Origin of the sequence: Nostoc sp., from assembly GCF_036917155.1 — a bacterium.
In the GTDB taxonomy this organism is placed as follows: Bacteria; Cyanobacteriota; Cyanobacteriia; order Cyanobacteriales; family Nostocaceae; genus Nostoc.
Map to the genome: position 1 here is coordinate 1 of NZ_JBALDZ010000238.1, position 18350 is coordinate 18350.

General features: G+C 39.3%; 17 protein-coding genes. 4 read left to right on the plus strand and 13 right to left on the minus strand.

Translation table 11 applies throughout. From position 1 onward, the window contains the following. Positions 1-243: 243 nt before the first annotated feature. The 6 genes from V7K67_RS32005 to V7K67_RS32030 all read right to left on the minus strand — a co-directional run bounded on the left by V7K67_RS32005 (position 244) and on the right by V7K67_RS32030 (position 5097). The gene (locus tag V7K67_RS32005) at positions 244-1236 is read right to left on the minus strand and encodes a phosphonate dehydrogenase (protein ID WP_334733234.1); all 993 of its coding nucleotides are present in this window, start codon (positions 1234-1236) and stop codon (positions 244-246) included. Positions 1237-1345: 109 nt separating this feature from the next. Then, a complete protein-coding gene (gene phnE, locus V7K67_RS32010) occupies positions 1346-2158 on the minus strand; it encodes a phosphonate ABC transporter, permease protein PhnE (RefSeq protein WP_334733235.1) in 813 nt (270 codons plus the stop codon). Positions 2159-2335: 177 nt separating this feature from the next. Continuing rightward, positions 2336-3271 (minus strand): phosphate/phosphite/phosphonate ABC transporter substrate-binding protein, encoded by a 936-nt coding sequence (gene phnD / locus V7K67_RS32015; protein ID WP_334733236.1) that lies wholly within the window; start codon positions 3269-3271, stop codon positions 2336-2338. Positions 3272-3318: 47 nt separating this feature from the next. Continuing rightward, positions 3319-4092 (minus strand): phosphonate ABC transporter ATP-binding protein, encoded by a 774-nt coding sequence (gene phnC, locus V7K67_RS32020; protein WP_334733237.1) that lies wholly within the window; start codon positions 4090-4092, stop codon positions 3319-3321. 64 nt (positions 4093-4156) lie between these two features. Then, positions 4157-4783 (minus strand): class I SAM-dependent methyltransferase, encoded by a 627-nt coding sequence (locus V7K67_RS32025; protein WP_335170028.1) that lies wholly within the window; start codon positions 4781-4783, stop codon positions 4157-4159. A 143-nt stretch (positions 4784-4926) separates the two neighbouring features. Continuing rightward, complete coding sequence (locus V7K67_RS32030; RefSeq protein ID WP_265276613.1) at positions 4927-5097, minus strand: hypothetical protein; 171 nt, start codon at positions 5095-5097, stop codon at positions 4927-4929. Positions 5098-5262: 165 nt separating this feature from the next. Here V7K67_RS32030 and V7K67_RS32035 point away from each other — a divergent pair, with 165 nt between their 5' ends. The 3 genes from V7K67_RS32035 to V7K67_RS32045 are packed head-to-tail and all read left to right on the plus strand — an operon-like array spanning position 5263 to position 10401. Next, entirely contained in the window at positions 5263-6225 is a 963-nt protein-coding gene (locus V7K67_RS32035; protein ID WP_335170030.1) for a phosphate/phosphite/phosphonate ABC transporter substrate-binding protein, read from the plus strand. Positions 6226-6238: 13 nt separating this feature from the next. After that, positions 6239-8965, plus strand: coding sequence for a response regulator (locus tag V7K67_RS32040; protein ID WP_335170032.1), 2727 nt, complete (start codon positions 6239-6241; stop codon positions 8963-8965). After that, positions 8962-10401, plus strand: a complete 1440-nt coding sequence (locus V7K67_RS32045; RefSeq protein WP_335170034.1) for a hybrid sensor histidine kinase/response regulator — start codon at positions 8962-8964, stop codon at positions 10399-10401. The genes V7K67_RS32040 and V7K67_RS32045 overlap by 4 nt, the downstream gene beginning before the upstream one ends. Positions 10402-10559: 158 nt before the next feature. Here V7K67_RS32045 and V7K67_RS32050 read toward each other — a convergent pair whose 3' ends face one another. The 6 genes from V7K67_RS32050 to V7K67_RS32075 all read right to left on the minus strand — a co-directional run bounded on the left by V7K67_RS32050 (position 10560) and on the right by V7K67_RS32075 (position 16172). Beyond that, positions 10560-10883 (minus strand): hypothetical protein, encoded by a 324-nt coding sequence (locus V7K67_RS32050; RefSeq protein ID WP_335170036.1) that lies wholly within the window; start codon positions 10881-10883, stop codon positions 10560-10562. A 2-nt stretch (positions 10884-10885) separates the two neighbouring features. After that, positions 10886-11305: a hypothetical protein gene (locus V7K67_RS32055; protein WP_334732339.1), complete on the minus strand. Its 420-nt coding sequence runs from the start codon at positions 11303-11305 to the stop codon at positions 10886-10888. A 338-nt stretch (positions 11306-11643) separates the two neighbouring features. Next, on the minus strand, positions 11644-12831 hold the full coding sequence (locus tag V7K67_RS32060) for a glycosyltransferase family 4 protein (RefSeq protein WP_334732340.1): 1188 nt from the start codon (positions 12829-12831) through the stop codon (positions 11644-11646). A 6-nt stretch (positions 12832-12837) separates the two neighbouring features. Then, a complete protein-coding gene (locus tag V7K67_RS32065; protein WP_335170038.1) occupies positions 12838-13926 on the minus strand; it encodes a glycosyltransferase in 1089 nt (362 codons plus the stop codon). 167 nt (positions 13927-14093) lie between these two features. Next, positions 14094-15017 carry an FkbM family methyltransferase gene (locus V7K67_RS32070; RefSeq protein WP_334732342.1) on the minus strand — a complete coding sequence of 308 codons (924 nt, stop codon included), beginning with the start codon at positions 15015-15017 and terminating at the stop codon, positions 14094-14096. 12 nt (positions 15018-15029) lie between these two features. After that, positions 15030-16172, minus strand: a complete 1143-nt coding sequence (locus tag V7K67_RS32075; RefSeq protein ID WP_334732343.1) for a glycosyltransferase family 4 protein — start codon at positions 16170-16172, stop codon at positions 15030-15032. Between the two features lie 525 nt (positions 16173-16697). On the opposite strand from V7K67_RS32075, the gene V7K67_RS32080 reads away from it, so the two are divergent. Then, the gene (locus V7K67_RS32080; protein ID WP_334732344.1) at positions 16698-17798 is read left to right on the plus strand and encodes a glycosyltransferase family 1 protein; all 1101 of its coding nucleotides are present in this window, start codon (positions 16698-16700) and stop codon (positions 17796-17798) included. 99 nt (positions 17799-17897) lie between these two features. Here V7K67_RS32080 and V7K67_RS32085 read toward each other — a convergent pair whose 3' ends face one another. Further along, positions 17898-18290 carry a tyrosine-type recombinase/integrase gene (locus tag V7K67_RS32085; RefSeq protein ID WP_334732345.1) on the minus strand — a complete coding sequence of 131 codons (393 nt, stop codon included), beginning with the start codon at positions 18288-18290 and terminating at the stop codon, positions 17898-17900. Positions 18291-18350: the final 60 nt, after the last annotated feature.

Below are 18350 nucleotides of genomic sequence, written 5' to 3' on the forward strand. Positions count from 1 at the left end.
TTCTGTGCTTCACTTTGTAACATCCTAAGATAACCAAATATAGCGATCGCTATAAGCATCGTCCAGCCAATAATTGTCGGTATTAATACTGAATTACATGAACATTCTTAGTAACTATTTTTGTCTTATTTGTAATACGTTTTGAAGTGCGGAAGATGGGTCGTTTTCATCGCTGTCTGGAACATCAAAACAGTCTGGAACATTGCAGTCTTTATTGCTTAAGGATTCTCCAAGTTACTAATTCTAACTTGGACAATTGATTGCTCCTTGAGGACAATCACCTTGTAAGGCTTGTAAAATATTTTGAGATGCTTCTATAGCTATGTCATATCGTAAATCATCCACTGCCGATCCTAAATGGGGAGTAAAAAAGGTTTGGTCTTGTTTATGTAACAAAGATGGAGGAATTTTCGATGGGCGATCTCTACGGGCCCAATCTTCTAGTTCAAAGACATCAGCTGCATAACCTGCTAAATGTCCAGAGGCTAAAGCATCACTCACCGCTTGTTCATCAACTACTGAGCCGCGACAGGGATTGATTAAAAAACTCCCTGGTTTCATACGTGCTAAAGATTTTTCATTGATCAAATGAAATGTTTCTGGTTGCAGAGGAACCATCAGCACAACAAAATCACTGGTTGCCAATAGCGTATCTAGAGAAACCTGTGACAAGCACCAAGCTGCTGCTTTTTCCTTGGGTAAAGGTATCGCATCGGTGTAAATCAAGTTCATTTCAAAACTAGAAAGCCGTTGAGCCAGAGCTTGTCCCAGACTTCCCATACCAACGATTCCCAGTGTCCGGTTTGCTAATCCCATGCCGTATAGATGGGGTCGCCAACCTGCAAACGTGCCTTGACGAATCAAGCGATCGCCTCGTAACATCTGGCGGGCTAACCCGATAATCAATCCAATGGTCAACTCAGCTGTTGGCACAGCTAATAAGCTAGGCACGATGGTGAACCAAACACCTTGACGAGTGCAAGCATCAACATCAAAGTTATCGTAACCCTTCAATGCTCCGGCAATAATCTTTAATTTTGGACAAGCTTTCAGAAACGCCTCATCGATTCGATCTGGCATAAAAACCATCAAAGCTTCAGCGTCCTGCGCCAACTTGAGAATTTCTTCACGCGGTAAAGTCTCTCTAGTTGGATTTGCAACGACTGAGCAATACTCACTTAAGTTTGTAATAATTTCCGGGTGAACCCAGTGGGTAATAACAACTTTGGGTTTCATCAGCAACCTCCTAGTACCGCAAGGCGGAATTAAAATTTAAAAATTAAAAATGAATACAGCATAAGCCTTTTGTTGATTTGGAATGGGTGGTTTATTTAGCCGTGCTGTACTAAACTAAACGTTTTCTAAGATAACTACTAAAACCATCAACCAGAATTACCATAAGCAAAATTACTAGCAACACTGCTGAAACTTCCCGATAATTGATCAGGCGAAGTGCGCCAATTAGCTCAAACCCTATACCACCAGCCCCTACTGCTCCCATAACCGTTGAGGCACGAAAATTATATTCCCATCGATAAAGGGTTAGATCCATCATTTGTGGTAATACCTGCGGCAAAATTCCGTGATAGATCACTTGCACCTTGTTGGCTCCAGCAGCTCTTGCTGCTTCTAGCGGTGCTTCGTTGACCAGTTCGATATATTCTGCAAAGAATTTGCCGACCATGCCAATGGAGTGAAATCCCACCGCCAAGGTTCCGGGTAATGCCCCAAAGCCAACGGCTGCCACAAAGATAATGCCCATAATTAGCTCTGGCACAGAGCGCAAGCTGTTGAGAATCAGCCGTGAAACTTGAAATAACAAAGGATGGGGAGTTGTATTGCGAGCTGCTAATAAGGATAGAGGCATCGAGAAAACAATAGCGATCGCTGTGCCTGCAACACTCATAGCTAGCGTATCAAATAAAGGTTTGACCCAGTTTCGGGCATCACTAAAATCTGGAGGCAGCATTTGATGCAGCAAGTTTAAGATACTAGGAATCCCATCCGAAAGGCGTTTCTCGTCCCAAAGTCCAACCAGAAAGCAACATATAGCTATAGTCAAAAGTGCGATCGCCCAGGTTACTATCGTTCTATACCATTGCCGCCGTTGTTGTTTCAGTAGCCGATCAAAAGCTGGTTTAGGATTAGGAAGTGTCACGTCGCTTCGCTCCAAATTCAAAATATCAGGAGGTCAGGAGTCAGAATTCAGAATTCAGAATACTCTACTCATAAAGGGATAGAGTTTTAATCAAGAAAACTATTTATAGCAAAGTACTAAGTAAAAACAGAATTCAGACTGAATTCTGATTCCTGAGTTCTGAATTCTTCTTATAAATTACTTTTGCAACTTGGCGATATCAAGATTAAGTATTTTTGCTAAGTCTCTGATGCTATCATAATCTTTATCTTTCGCCACTCCAAAACCATCAGCTTTGAAGGGTTTAAGAACCTCTTTATCTTTCAATGCAAAAAAGGTTGCACGAATTTTTTCTTTTAGTAGCGGTGCTAAATCAGAACGCATTGTCCAGGGATATTCAGGATACTCTTTAGACTCTGCAATCACCTTAACTTTACTAGAATCAATTACTTTGCGTTCAATTAAGGATTCAAAAATGGGTTTACTCAAGCCACCAACTTGAGCATTACCATTTTGAACTGCCAATGCTACAGCATCATGTGAACCTGTGAACGCCTCTTGATAGTCTTTTCCGCCGGGTTGCAATCCGCTATTTGCCAGCATTGATTTAGGAATCAAATGACTGGAAGTAGACGCTTGGTCTCCAAAGGCTACCGTTTTACCCTTGACTTCTGCCAGTGACTTTACACCGCTAGCTGTGTTAGCAACGATTACAGACTGATAAGTAGTTTTACCGTTTTTCTTTAAAGCTGCAAATGGCTCAATATCACTTTTTGTTTTCGCCAAAACGTAAGACAGTGGCCCAAAATAAGCTAAATCAACACGCTTGTTACTTGCTGCCTCAATCATCGAGGAGTAATCAGTTGTAACGACAAGTTCAATATGTTTTTGTAGCTTTGTCTCAAGATACTTTTTAAATCCTTCATTATTTTTGATTACAGTGGAAGGGGATTCATCAGGTAATAAAGCCACTTTCAAGGTTTGAGGGTCAGCCGACTCTGATGCGACTGCTGGACTATTGCCAGAACCTGATTGCTCATTTGCAGATTGGTTGCTAGGACTTTGACAACCGATTAAGGTAGCCATGATTAATGTCATTGAGATAAGTGATCGCTTGTTTAGTAAAACAGTCATTGAGGTTATCCTAAATTAATATAAAAACAGTACAGTAAATTTAGCCATTAGGAATTAATAGTTTCCTGAAAGCCTTCATCATAAGGACTATTTTTGTCACTATAAAGTTGCTTTAATTCGTAGGCACTGATATCTGCTGGCTTACCATCTAAGACAACCGTTCCCTGAGATAATCCAATAATTCTATCCGCGTAAATTCTTGCGAGATCGATCTGGTGCAGACTGAGGATTGCGGAAATTCCATCTTCTTGACAAGTCTGGCGCAGAAATGAGAGGATTTTGTGAGCGCTAGTGGGATCGAGACTAGCAACAGGCTCATCGGCCAAAATCAATTGTGGTTTTTGTGCTAAGGCGCGTGCGATACCAACCCGTTGCTGTTGACCTCCGCTAAGAGCATCCACTCGTGTTAAAGCTTTATGCAAAAGTCCAACCCGATCTAAACATTCTAAAGCAATATACTGATCTGCTTTGGGCAAAGGAAAGAAACTTCGGAGTGTTGAATGGTAAGCTAAACGACCCACTAATACGTTTCCAAGAGCCGTTTGCCGACTAATAAGTTGATGCTGCTGAAAAATCATTCCTGTGCGCTTACGATGTTCATACAACACCTTACGGTTATGTAGATTTCCCAATCCTTCAACTATCACAGTACCAGTTGTGGGGCGATTAAGATAGTTAAGACAACGCAGTAAAGTTGATTTACCAGAACCAGATGCTCCCAAAATAACAGTAAATTGCCCTTTTATAAAGCTCAGAGAAATAGGTTTAATCCCTATTACTCCGCCTTTATAAGTCATACTTAGATCATCAAGTTGAATCATATTTACTAATCATTTTAGGGACAAAATGCCAATTTTTATGGTAATTTTTTTGTAAAAATTTTGTTTAAGTTTTGAGTTTTGCTGTAGCTATCATTAATCCCCACACAACACCAAAGCGAATTTTGGTTGCACGACAGACCACAAAATTTTCATCTTGAAGAAAGCGGTGAAATTCATTTTGGGTATAACACTGCTTATGAGCCGGATCAAAAATCTTAAGTACTAAATCAAATATTTTACAAATTAAATAATCTTTACACCAATCTAAAATAACTACTTTACCATCAGGCTTCAAAACACGTCTCATCTCTTTTAATACAGCAAGTGGCTCATCAAAGTAATGAAACGAATTAGCAGACACAATCACATCAAAACTATTGCTGTCAAATGGCAACCTTGATGCACTTGCCATCTGAAATGAGACTTGAGGATAAGAACTACATTTGAGTTTAGCGATTGCCAGCATTTCCTCTGAAATATCTATACCGACAATTTGTTGCGATGAATACTCAGCTAGTAGTAAACGTTCAAACTCACCAGTACCACACGCAATATCAAGTACAGTATCTGTTGGTGATATTTCTACCCAAGTTTTAAGGAAAGACAGTGTGTTAACTATATAATTTCTCCAGCGTAGATCGTAAACGGCAGCTAATTGGTTGTACTGTTTGCGAACTGTGGTTTCAGTCATGCTGGTTTTTGTAATCAGGGTTTCAAATTGGCTGATCTTTTTAAGAATTGTATTGTAATATACATTGTATTGACTTAACAGAAGTAATTCCTATTAGGTAGGCAATCTCAATTTAATTGAAGCAAAATTCAGCAATCTTGACTTTACGCTTGCTTTGAGATGGTAACAATAATTAATGCCTTTAGAGGAAAGGAATTAAGATGATTTTCCGGCAGAATCGCATAACGCTTCTCCATTTGCCAGTAGTGTGAAAAACACTGAGCGATCGCTAATTTAATTTGGGTACTGAATGCTGTGGAATGTTTAGCCAGCACTGAGTAAAAATACTAGTCTATAATTCCTAATCCCTCTTTCATGTGTTCTGGTATATACAGTTCATAATGGCTATTTACTTATCAAGTTGAGAGAATGTACATCATTTTGGGATTAATAAATGTGAAACCTCTCTGAAGAGAACAGGCTCCAAAAGGATAAAAACCATGCACCAGCAACTTTTTTGTAAAGTTGTAACCAATATTCTTGGTAGAAAGACTGCTTTTTTTACCTCAGTATTAGCGATCGCCATATTTGGCATGGCCTGTACTCCAACTCGTGAAAGTTCATCTGCAACTCAGCCAAACACTGTTCAGTCGCCTGCTAGCACGACCACTGGAGAAGAACAAGCAACCATTACAATGGCGGTGATTCCCTGGCAGGTTTCAGCCGAACAAGAAAAGAGACTCCAACCTTTGTCTGACTATTTGTCTAAAGCACTAAAACGACCCTTTAAATTTGAAATTACCAAAGATTACGAAACAGCAATTGATTTATTGGTTAAAAAAAAGGTAGACATTGCCTACCTTGCACCCACCAGTTACATCGAAGCTCATCGCCGCGATCCGAAGGTTGAGCCATTGGTTGCTCAGATTAATAAAGAAACAAAGCGACCTTGGTACACAGCTGTAATTATTGCCAACAAGGAAAGTGGGATCAAAACCCTTAAGGATTTGAAGGGTAAGCGATTTGCTTTTGTCACCAAGTTATCGACATCTGGATATGTCGTACCAACAGTTCATTTTCAGGAGATAGGTATTAATCCTGAACGAGACTTTAGCTCGGTAATCTTCGCTGGCAGCCATGATAAAGCAAAACAAGCTTTAGTCAAGGGGGAAGTAGATGCGATCGCAGACGATCGTCGCTCTTATACCGATCAAGTCAATGAAAAGAAGATTGACCCCAAAAAATACACAATTATCTGGGAATCTGTTCCGCTTCCTAGCGTACCTCTTGTTGCATCTAGTAAAGTCTCCGTCGAGTTGAAAGATAACTTGAAAAAGGCATTGATTGACGCTCCAGCAGGTCTTGTAGACCCTACAGGCGGTATTGGAGTTGGCTACACTTTGGTGCAAGACGGAGATTACGACATCGTTAGAGAGTTGCAAAAACGAGTTTCCAGCAAATGAGGCTAACCAAGATATGCGGATAACGACCAAATGTATTGGATCGTCTGTGATCGTTCTGGGACTGGTTGCCTCTACCCAAATTGGAGGCGACCTCTTCATCAGGCAAGCAGAACAAAAATCACAGGATACCCAGGCAAAAACTACTCAGGCTTTGACGACTATTCTGCAAATAAACGTCTCTTTGAATAACGAAGTAGCCGCGCTGAAAGACATGATCTTGCTCAGACGCGATGCTTCCAATCTGGTGAAATACCAGGAAGCTCTATCTGGATTCACTAAAAATCTGGCTGAGTTAAAAAATTTAAAGCCAGAGCTAAATTCAGAGTTAGTCAAGATTAGCGATCGCCATAGCTTGCTTGCTAATCTAATAATCGAATTAACCAATCAATCTAACACAGATAAGCCCTTAGAATTAGCTGAATCCCAACAGGATTTTCGAGTAATCAACGCTTTTTCTCGCGATATTGAACTCTACTTAAAATTATTAACTCAAAAGCTTCAGCAACAAGATAGCTTCGCAAAGCAAGAATTTAATAACTTTAAACAGACTACTCAACTTGCCAGACAAATTCTGCTGTTGTCCATTCTGCTAGTTTTTGTCGGTCAGTTATTGCTAATCCTCTTACCAGTAATCCGCTCGATTCAAAAGCTACAACAGGGAGCAGCAAAAATTGGAGATGGAAATTTAGAATACCGCCTGAATATTCAAACCGAAGACGAAATTCAAGAACTCGCAGAAGCTTTTAACCGAATGGCAGGAACTCTAGCTGAGTCCTATCGCTCCCTAGAGTTAAAAAAAGAACTTGCCGATACAGCAAATCGTGCTAAAAGTGAATTCTTAGCTAACATGAGCCATGAGTTAAGAACTCCTCTTAACGGTATTCTAGGTTATGCTCAAATTCTCCAACGAGATAAAACTTTAGCTGATAAACAGCAAGATGGCTTAAGAATTATTCACCAATGTGGTTCACACCTATTAACATTAATTAACGACATTCTAGATTTATCCAAAATAGAAGCCCAGAGAATGGAACTTTACAAAAGTGACTTTCATTTTCCAGCGTTTCTCCAGAGTGTAGTAGAAATTTGTCGGATTCGTGCTGACCAAAAAGGCATTTCATTCATTTACCAACCAACTTCAGAACTACCTATTGGCATTTGGGCAGATGAAAAACGATTGCGACAAGTCTTAATTAATCTACTAGGTAATGCCATTAAATTTACCGAAAAAGGAGGAGTGAAATTTACTATTAGCTTTGTAGACCAATTCTTAATAGATGAAAGTAACCAAAAACCAATTCATAGAATTCGATTTCAAATCATCGATACGGGAATCGGTATGAGTCAAGAACAGGCTGAGAAAATATTCTTGCCATTTGAGCAAGTCGGAGAAGTTAAAAAGCAATCAGAAGGTACTGGGTTAGGTTTAGCTATTAGTCAGCGAATTGTGCAATTAATGGATAGTACAATCCAAGTAAAAAGTGAAATAGGTCAGGGCAGCACTTTTTGGATTGACTTGAATTTACAAGAATCAGTGGATTGGATGCAATCAGGTAGAGTGCTGCCTGCTGGCAAAATTATCGGAATTGCTACTGGAAAGAGGAAAATCCTAATTGTGGATGATAAGTGGGAAAACCGTTCTGTTGTTATCAATCTATTAGAGGAGATTGGATTTGAAATTATAGAGGCAAGTGACGGTCAGGAAGGTTTAGATAAAGCTATGCAATTTTTGCCGGACTTAATCATAACAGACTTAACAATGCCTGTCATGGATGGTTTTGAATTAACACGTCGCCTCCGCCAGCAAGATGAGTTTCAGGAGTTGACCATCATAGTTTCATCTGCTAGCGTGTTTGAATCTGACCAACACAAAAGTTTAGGAGTTGGTGCAGATGATTTTCTACCTAAACCTGTACATGCTGATGATTTAATTCAGAAGTTAGAAAAATATTTACAAATTGAATGGGTTTATGAAACTGTACCAGAAAAATCTGGAAATGGGACACTAAGCACTATCCATAACCAAAATAGTTCTGTTGTAACTCCTGAAAGCGTAATTGTTGGCATTACTGGCAATAAGCGGAAAATTTTGCTCGTAGATGATAATGGGGAAAACCGTTCTATTATTGTCAATTTATTAAGTGATATCGGTTTTGAAATAACGGAGGCAACTAATGGTCAAGACGGCTTAGATAAAGCAGTTGAGTTGAAACCTGATTTAATTATCACTGACTTGTCGATGCCAGTCATGAATGGCTTAGAAATGATTCGTCAGTTGCGTGTGTTGCCATTTGAGAATTTACCAATAATTGTTTCATCTGCGAGTGTATTTGAATCTGACCAGCATGAGAGTTTAGAAGTAGGTGGTAACGATTTTCTGCCTAAACCTGTACAAGCAGATGAATTGTTTCAGAAGTTACAAAAACATTTACAAGTTGAATGGATTTATGATGTTCCCCAGAGTCAAGAAGGAATCAAGGAAAACCAAAATCTAAAAGTTACTTCTGCTGATTTGGTATCAGACACTTGCTTAATTTCTCCACCACCTGAAGAAATCGAGAAACTATTTGAATTGGCGATGAGAGGTAATATCAAAGGCATTCGAGAGCAAGCCCAAAAATTGAAAGTTTTGGATGAGAAGTTTATACTATTTGCCGAACAATTAGAGCAACTTGCTAAAAGCTTTCAAATTGAAAAAATTAGGGAATTTATCCAACCATATCGAGGAGAACAACAATGAATATACCTGTTATGGAGACAGGGGTAATTTTGATTGTGGATGATAATCCCAATAATTTGGAAGTACTATCTGAAACATTAATGGATACAGGTTGGGAGATATTGATTGCTGTGAATGGTGAAGGAGCGATCGCTCAAGCTGAATACGCTTGTCCTGATATCATACTTTTAGATGTAATGATGCCTGGAATTGACGGATTTACAGCCTGCCAGCGTTTAAAGTTAAATCCTGCAACCTGTGATATTCCCATAATTTTCATGACAGCTCTTTCTGAAACTGTCGATAAAGTAAAGGGTTTGAGTTTGGGAGCAGTAGATTACATTACTAAACCGTTTGAGCATGAAGAAGTACTGGCTCGTATCAAGACACATCTACAAATCCGTAATCTAACTAAGCAACTCCAAATTCATAATCAGCAACTTCAACAAGAAATAGCCGACCGTCTTGCAGTCGAAACCAAGTTAAAAAAGCTGACTCAGGAGTTAGAGCAAAGGGTAGAAGAACGTACTTTTGAACTATCTCAAGCACTTGATAATTTTCAGCAAGCTCAGGTTCGTCTGGTACAACAAGAAAAGATGTCTACCCTTGGTGAGTTGGTTGCTGGAATTGCTCATGAAATTAACAATCCAGTCAACTTCATTTTAGGAAATCTTAATCACGCCTCAGAATACACCCAAAATTTTATTGATTTGTTTAAACTTTATCAACAATATTATCCAAATCCTGAAGGAGAAATTCAGCAAAAAATAGATGAAATTGATATTGTTTTTTTAATGCAAGATTCTCCGCAAATTATGTCGTCTATGTACAAAGGAACAAAGCGCCTAGCACAGATGATTCATTCTCTTAGGCATTTTTCACGTCGAGATGATTCAGTAGTACAACCTATAGATATTCATGAAGGTATTGATAGCACGCTATTGATTTTACAATATCGCTTAAAAGCAAACTCAGAACGTTCCGAAATTCAGATTATTAAAGATTATGGAACTTTGCCACCTGTAGAATGTTTTCCAGGCCCACTGAATCAAGTTTTCATGAATCTCTTTGCTAATGCAATAGATGCTATAGAGGAGTCATTTGTGACTAGGAGCAATTCTATTGCAAATTTTCCCAAAATTGCAGCAAGTAACATTCATTTGTTATCGGTAGAAAATAAAGGACAAATCACGATTCGTACTGCTCTACATCAACAAAGCTCAGTTGTAGTAATTAAAATTGCCGATAATGGCATCGGTATGACAGAAGAAGTCAAACAACGGTTATCTGAACCAATGTTTACTACCAAACCTGTAGGGAAGGGCACAGGGTTGGGTTTATCTATAAGTCGGCAAATTATTGAGGAGAAACATGGTGGGACTCTCTCTTTTGTCTCTGAGCCGAGGCAAGGCACAGAATTTTGTATTGAAATTCCTTTACTAAGTCAAAAAGCATAAATAACTACGCAGTTACAAAACAGTATAATCTACGTCGAAATACGGCGCGATCGCGAATCTCTACTTGGAGGGTTTCTATGATCGCTAAAAGGTCAGTTCCTCTCAAGTAAAAAGAACTAACTCTTATCCAGCATCCAGGGATTATTAACTATAGCGCCCTAACTATCTAATTGGTATTTAAGAGGTTGAGAATCAAGCACAGAAAGAAGTTTGGTATGTTGATTGACCAGAACTTGTATTGCGCTAATTGGGTCATGGTGAAGGCGATGTTTGCGTTGGCGAGGAGCTTCTGCCATTGCTAATCTAAGACGTTGAGTTTTGTACTCAGCTATGGGAACTTCCTGAATTTGCTCAAGTAAGTGTTTTTCGCTTTCGGCTACGAATAAAACTTGATATTGACCAAAATAGCGCAATGCGGTAGTTGACTTGCGGCCACTGATTCGCCGTTGATGACAACGCAAATGGCTGAACATCGCTTCCATTTTCAAGTTATCTGGCGGCAAGCCTGGGATATCATAGCAGTGCAATAAGTTAGCCCCGTATTTATCCCATAAAGACCCTCTGGCTGTAAGGCATCTATTGCCCAAATCAAGCCACCATGTTCAACTGCTGTAGCAGCTAATTTCTCCTGGGTATGTGCCATCGTTCCACCCAATAGTGCCAGAAATTGACGATATAACTTACCGACATTACTCTCATTAATTTCAACACCACGCTCGTTTAATGAACGTTGAATTTCTACCAACTGTTGATGCTCATGTTCATGTTGCCAACCGATAAATGCCAGTACATCTAATCCGTAAGTGCTTTGAGGCAAACTATATTTTAGTACCCCATAGGCTAAGTAGTGTTGACCAAAATATTCACATTCAGCGTTGGCACATTCTTTCCCCTTGCCTGCCACAAACACTGCCCCGCTTAGAGTTTGAATGGTTTTACGCATGTGCCAAGATGGAAGGCTAACTAATGTAGTGTCGCAATGTATACACGAATTTAGCTCACATTTTACAATTATTCGTTTGGCATCCGGGAAATGTCTTTGTGGGCGGTGGCTAGGTAACTTTACTATCACGGAGGAATGCCTGCTGGTAGGTGTTTTTCAGTTTACCTGCAAACAACACCAATTAGATAGCTAGGGAAATCAGACCATAATTCCATAAATATATTCCGCCCCTTCCATTGAGTTCGGTCAAGTTTCCTTCACTCAAACTTTCCAAGAGAGAAACGCAAAAAAGAATGTCTTTATTTGTAATTAAATTTGTTATAAACTGCCATAATTTGGCGACTTAAACGTTCGTGATTGAAATTTTCTGTCACTGTACCCCTAGCCTTTTCTGATATGACTTTGCGTTTTTCAGGGTTGTCATGCAAATCTAGGATAGCTGCTGCTAGAGCAATAGGTTCTCCTGGTGGTACAGCAATAGCATCATAGTTATGAGTAAATAGCTCGGCTGCGCCACCTGCTTTAGATACTATCACTGGTCTGCCACAAGCCATAGCTTCTACTATTGCTAGTCCAAATGGTTCTGGTTGGGTGCTGGCATGAACTACAATGTCTAACCAACGGTAAATCTCTGCTATTTCCTGCTGAAAACTAAGAAAAGAAACTTTGCTCGCAATCCCAAGATATGAGGCTTTGTTTTTTAACTCTTGCTGTGAAAATTGGGAACCGCGAGTTTTATAAATGGGTTCACCCACAATCCAGAAATGAAGGTTTAAGTTGGGATGCGCTTTCACTATGTGAGATGCTGCCTCTAGAAAAATGTCATGACCTTTCCAACGAGCAAAAGTAGCTACTAGTCCCACTCGCAGAGGAAGATGGGAAGATTGAGGAGCAGGAGAAAAGTAATCTATATCTATGGCATTGTAAATTACTTCTATCGGCAAACCAGGTAGTGTAGTTCTAGCATCTTGTGCTACAGCTTGGGAAACAGCAATTCCAAACGTGGCGCGATTATTCATCAATTTTAAAGCTTGTGCTATTAATGGTCGTGAGCCGTAGAAATCATGAATGTGCCAAACAATAGGTATACCTTTAACTCCAACTAATGCAGTTAGTAAATGGGTCTTAATACCGTTGGAGTGAATTAAGTCTGGGTTGAGTTCATACAGCAATTGATTAAATTCCCTTAGATATTTCCCTATGCTGGGCAAAATTTTGACTATTTGTGCTAATAAGATAAATATTGCGATCGCTTTACTATTACCTTTAAAGGCACTGTCACCCAGTTGATTAAATTCTTCTGGTATTTCCAGTAATGTTACCTGTACGCCTAATTTTTTAGCTTGCTCTCTTAATGGCCCATCCGTGCCTATTATTAAGTGTAGTTGCATATTTGGCTGTGCAATCAAGAGTGCAGCTAAGATAGTCAGCAAAACTCTCTCTGCACCGCCAATTACCCCTACCGGGTTAACAAATACTATTTTCATATAGTTTTAATCACTGGCTAATTTTGTATAAGATTCAGCAATAATTTGGGCATGAGCAGACCAAGAATATTTCTTCGCCTGACTCAGGCGAAGATTAATCACAGGGGCGCTAGTTGGGTTTAGCAATAGCTGTTCTAACTTCTTTACCCAAGCTGACACATCCGCAGTTGGGCAGTATACCGCCGCTTCTCCACCCACCTCACGGAGTACAGGAATATCGCTGATAATCGCGATGGCCCCGCAGGCTAAGGCTTCAATAACAGGTAATCCAAAGCCTTCTGCTTCACTTGTTAATAACACTGCTGATGCTCGTCGATAAAGGGCTGCTATAATTGGACGCTGTAAACCCTGTAGATGAATTATTGAATTGCCGATATTCAACTGAGCAATTTGTTGCTGTTGGCTTTGTGTCCACTCACCACCGACTTTGACAAGTTGCAATTTTGGATAAATAGCTTGTATCTGTGCGAACACTTCTAAAAGAATGTCAATACGCTTGCGGGGAATGCAACTACCGACATGTAGTAAAAAAGGGACTTCACCTATTTTTCCTAATATTTGTTGGTCATTATTAGTTTCGTTCTCAAGAACAATACCAAATTCTGGGGCAATACCATAGGGCGCGTACACTAGACGCGATGGTTTTACCAGTTGATAATGCTCAATTTGTTTTTTGACTTCTGTTGTGGAATAAAATACAACAGCGCATGATTGTAAACCGCGCAGAATTCTGAGAGACATTGCTTTATACCACCTAGACCGAGGTTCTTGCTCTGGCTCTACCAAAGAACGAAAGGCATCAATATCGTGACAGTATACACCTGTGCGGTCTGGAGGCAAGACATGAACTAAATGAGCATAGCTATGGTCAGCAATGTGAAATAAATCAAAATCTGTTAACCGTTGGTTGAGATAATGGGGATAGTCCCAAAATCGGTTAATCAGGCGATCGGTATTGTAGGCAAAATGCTTTTTACCGAGTCGAGGAATTTGTTTACAACGCCAGTTAAATGTTGGACAAACTTCTATAGCTTGAATAGATGCAAGATGTTCAGCTTGCAGTTCTTGGAGTAGCATCTGAGCACAGAGATCCATGCTCTGCCATTTTTCTTCAAGGTAATCGCAAATAACTGCGAGTTGTATTTGAGCCATCTTATCTATTTTGTATTGTAATTGTTAAGCTAGATAAAAAACTATATTTTTTAAACATATTTTTTAAATGTCTAACTTATATTATTAATGTGTAGGTAGACATATTTAAACTATTGAAGTGTATTTAATTTTACTAGTAGGTCAGGCAATTTCTCCTTGGGAACCATTAGTACGTCTGAAATCCCCGCTTTTACTTCCTTAATTTCAATAAAATGTTTACGCCCTACTTGTTGGTACAACTTATATTCCCAAGGAATTACTAACTCTGCTATCTCTACAAAAGAATATCCAAAATGCTGTACCCAATATGGATTAAACTCACCATAAATTATTGGGCGAGTTTTCTTAATAAAATTCAATCCTCCTAATAGAAAATCCATTTCAGCACCTTCAATATCTACTTTGATAATGTCGCATTTTGAAATATTATTTTTTTCAACAAAGTTATCTAACTTAGTGATAGGTGATGAACAAGTAGGCTTCTCTTTATTAACTAGATCTTTTTTTAATAAAAAAGCATTGCCAGTTGATGAATTATTCTGTTCATCTACCATACAAAGTTGTATTTCTCCCTCTTGGTTTCCAAGGGCAGTATTGACTGGATAAATGATATTCGTTAATTGGTTGATTTCAACTAAGTTAGCTAGACGGTTAAAATTAGATGCAACTGGTTCAAAAGCCCATATTTGAGATTTAATGGCTTTTTTTTTGAGTTTTTCTCCTAAAGATATGGAGTAAAGTCCAATATTTGCACCAACATCAAAAATTACTACTCCTGGATGGAAAAGTCTAGATAGTATCTGAATAATGCCACCATCATATTCCCCTGAAAAAAAGACTTTTTGCTCTAAAAGACTACGCAAGTCAAGACACATTATACTACCTTGCTGCATTTTAATTTTTACAAAACACTCTTCATCAGATTGATAATTTGTCATTAAAGGTATAAGTACTTTACTTAACCTATACTTGCCTTTAAAGTAAGGTAAAGAGCGTAAAATATAAGCAATGGAATTACGTAAAGCTAGTTTCATAAATCCTTGTTTTTATTTATTCAAAAGTTCGGTAAAAAATTCTAAATGCTGTTTGGCAACAGATGTCCAAGCGTACAATGTGTGTACTCGCTCTAAACCTTTAGTAGCCAGTTCTTGACGACCTGATGGGCTGTTAAGTAATTCAGAAATAGCTGCAACCCAACCCAACTCATCCTTTTCACCAACTACTAAACCAGCATCTTGAATAACATAAGGAATTTCGCCGCTATCACTGCCAATTACAGGAACACCACAGGCAAATGCCTCAATGAGCATTCGCCCAAATTGTTCTCGCCAGTTAGAGATGGTTTGACTAGGAGCGACAAGTATATCCATAGCATTGAGGTATTGGGGAACTTCACTATGTTTTACATCTGTGCAAATTCGCACCTGTTCAGGATAATGCTTTGCCCACGTTCGTAGTGATGATTCCATTGCTCCATTACCGACAAACAAAGCTCGCCAAGGAGTTTGTAAACTATCTATAACTTGCATGAGTAAATCTAATCCTTTTTCAGGAACAAAGCGCCCCAGAAAACCGATAACAGGTGTCCCTTTCTCTTCCCAAGCAAGAAATCGACGAATCTGGTGCTTGGAATCAACTGATGGGTAGAAATGGTTAACATCTACACCGAGGGGAATAAGTCGCATAGGGAGTGAATATCCTTTTCGAGGTTTTAAAGTTTCTACGACGGTCTGCCCACCAGTAATCCATCCTGTTGCTCGATTCATGGCATACTGCTCAATCCAATTAAATGGAGGTGGATATCGCTTAGATTTATTTTGAAAGCTAGAAAAAACCAGTGGAATTTTTCTCTCTGTCCACCAAGCAATCTGTCCACCAGAAAAAATATAAGGCTCTTCCCAACAATGCACCAAATCCCAGCTTTGCTCCATAATCACCTTAAGTCGGCAACCATAAGTCAAAATGTGAGCAGGCTTGCTGAAATAAACTGGTACTGCTTCTAGGTGACAGATTTCGTTAGGATCAGCCTCCAAATGTATTGATCGTAAATCTCCATGTATAAACGAAGGAGCAACCGCAGTGACTTCCCATTCTCCTTTTCCCAAAAAGGCTATTTCATTGACAAGTCGGCGGTTCAGTTTTACCACATAGGAGTGACTAATAGAAAGAAGTTTTCGTGGATGAGGCATACATCAAATTTACGTTTGTATATTGGCTTTTCATCATCACTCACTGCGGCAATTTCAATAATAGGGTTGAAGTCTAACTGACAAATTTCATCTGCATTATTTTGTATGGTTATCCAAAGTATTCTGGAGATAGCACTTTTGTCAACATTTTGCTGAACCGTAAGAAAATTGATCGGAAATTAAGGGGGTTAAGACCCGCAACATGAACATTTAGCTCAGAGTTCTGGTGACTCGACTACATTCAGTTTTTGTCAGGTGTTTTTGAAAGTTCTGAGTGGTTGGAGCCGCCGCTCAACGCCAGTTATCCCAAGTTGGGAAACCTGCCTAAGTAACTGGCTGGAATTTCTGCTAAATCACCCTTTGAAACTGTCTTAAATTTTGAATTTGGCGGAAAGTGAGCGGTTGTACTGTCACCCTCAAATTTCCCGGCTAAATTTTGAATTGTTAAGATATTTTTAATTATACTAACACCAGTATTGCAAATCACAGTATAAAATATTGACCACTGTCAATAAATATTTTCTAATGCAACCTATTGCTCCCATCATTGCAATTGTTCCCCGTCTAATGCCTGCTATTGATGGAGTAGGAGACTATGGGTTAAATATAGCAAAGCAACTGCGTCAAGATTTTGGCTGGATGACCAGCTTTGTAATTGGAGATCCTAATTGGTCTGGTGAAGCTTTTGTGGAGGGGTTTGCAGTTCATCAAGTGGCGGAATGCTCTAGTACAGCTCTTTTAAAATTATTAACCAATGAACAGCACCCAATAACTACTGTTCTTTTGCATTATGTAGGCTATGGTTATGCAAAACGAGGCTGTCCAGTTTGGTTAGTGGAAGGCTTGGAACGTTGGCGAAAAGCTACTAATTCTCGACATTTGGTAACGATGTTTCATGAAATGTATGCTTTTGGTTCAATTTGGACAAGTCAGTTTTGGACATCACCACTGCAAAGAAATTTAGCTGCGCGTCTGGTTCGCTTGAGCGATCACTGTCTTACCAACAATCAAATATATGCTGAAATTATCAGTAAATTAGGTCAAGGAAAACACTCTACAATTCCGACTTTGCCAGTTTTTTCTAATATAGGTGAACCAGAGCATCTCACCTCTTTATTAGAACGTCCTAAACGTTTAGTAGTACTCGGCAGCTGCGGACCGCGTTCTCGTGTATATCAAAACTCGCGATTGGCATTGCAACGGACTTGTTTGGAGTTAGAAATTGAGGAAATTTTAGATATTGGTTCTGCTTTAGATTTTAAAATTGAACCAGTAAATGATATTCCTATCGTCTGTTTGGGAATTAAATCTGCTCCTGATATCAGCAGTTTACTATCAAATTCAGTAACAGGTTTTTTGAATTACCCTACTGGATTACTGACCAAATCAGGAATTTTTGCTGCTTACTGCGCTCACAGATTATTACCTATATGTACATGGGATCAAGTACAAGACGTAGATAGTCTGCAAGCAGGGAAACACTACTGGCTGGGGAACAAGTATCAGCACAGGATGAATTTATCAGCAGGGCAGGTAGTAGCAGACAACGCTTATGCTTGGTATCAAAAGCACCAATTATCAGTTCAAGCTCATACTTTTGTTACTTTGATATCGTCCCGGCAGTAGGCACTATCCCCACGTACTACAATCTCGACGTTCTTCCATTGTTGCGAGAGCGATTTTTTTCGGGGGAGATGGGCAAGAATTAACCAAGGGGTTTAAACATTAATCATGCCAAAGACCTTGAAACTTGGTAGATGCAAGTTCGGTGTAACGAACAGTATGCTGAATATTTTTATGCCCCAAATAACTCTGAATTGTTCGGGTATCAATACCTCGATTCGCTAGATAATAACCTGTTCCATGCCGCAGCATATGAGCATGAATAGGGAAAGGCAAACCAGCTAATTCACCAGCCCGCTCAACAATGCCAGCGATCGTATCATGTGCCAACGGGCCAAGTCGAGACGACTGGAAAATATAGGGACTAGCAGGATAATCTCGTTGCAACTGACGGAGAGAGCGAATCTCCAAACCTGAAAGTGGATAAACTCCCCCAAACCGCTTAGATGTACCATCTGCTTTTATACTCTTACCTTTTACCTCTTTGTCTTGCACCTGAATATACTTCTAGAGTCTAATAACTTAGATACTGTCATCTTTTCTTTATTTTTCAGC

Excerpts from the sequence above, each read along its gene's own strand:
- V7K67_RS32005 (WP_334733234.1), bottom strand. The coding sequence starts at position 1,236 with ATGAAACCCAAAGTTGTTATTACCCACTGGGTTCACCCGGAAATTATT.
- phnD (WP_334733236.1), bottom strand. The coding sequence starts at position 3,271 with ATGACTGTTTTACTAAACAAGCGATCACTTATCTCAATGACATTAATC.
- phnC (WP_334733237.1), bottom strand. The coding sequence starts at position 4,092 with ATGATTCAACTTGATGATCTAAGTATGACTTATAAAGGCGGAGTAATA.
- V7K67_RS32025 (WP_335170028.1), bottom strand. The coding sequence starts at position 4,783 with ATGACTGAAACCACAGTTCGCAAACAGTACAACCAATTAGCTGCCGTT.
- V7K67_RS32035 (WP_335170030.1), top strand. The coding sequence starts at position 5,263 with ATGCACCAGCAACTTTTTTGTAAAGTTGTAACCAATATTCTTGGTAGA.
- V7K67_RS32040 (WP_335170032.1), top strand. The coding sequence starts at position 6,239 with ATGCGGATAACGACCAAATGTATTGGATCGTCTGTGATCGTTCTGGGA.
- V7K67_RS32045 (WP_335170034.1), top strand. The coding sequence starts at position 8,962 with ATGAATATACCTGTTATGGAGACAGGGGTAATTTTGATTGTGGATGAT.
- V7K67_RS32050 (WP_335170036.1), bottom strand. The coding sequence starts at position 10,883 with ATGGAAGCGATGTTCAGCCATTTGCGTTGTCATCAACGGCGAATCAGT.
- V7K67_RS32060 (WP_334732340.1), bottom strand. The coding sequence starts at position 12,831 with ATGAAAATAGTATTTGTTAACCCGGTAGGGGTAATTGGCGGTGCAGAG.
- V7K67_RS32065 (WP_335170038.1), bottom strand. The coding sequence starts at position 13,926 with ATGGATCTCTGTGCTCAGATGCTACTCCAAGAACTGCAAGCTGAACAT.
- V7K67_RS32070 (WP_334732342.1), bottom strand. The coding sequence starts at position 15,017 with ATGAAACTAGCTTTACGTAATTCCATTGCTTATATTTTACGCTCTTTA.
- V7K67_RS32075 (WP_334732343.1), bottom strand. The coding sequence starts at position 16,172 with ATGCCTCATCCACGAAAACTTCTTTCTATTAGTCACTCCTATGTGGTA.
- V7K67_RS32080 (WP_334732344.1), top strand. The coding sequence starts at position 16,698 with ATGCAACCTATTGCTCCCATCATTGCAATTGTTCCCCGTCTAATGCCT.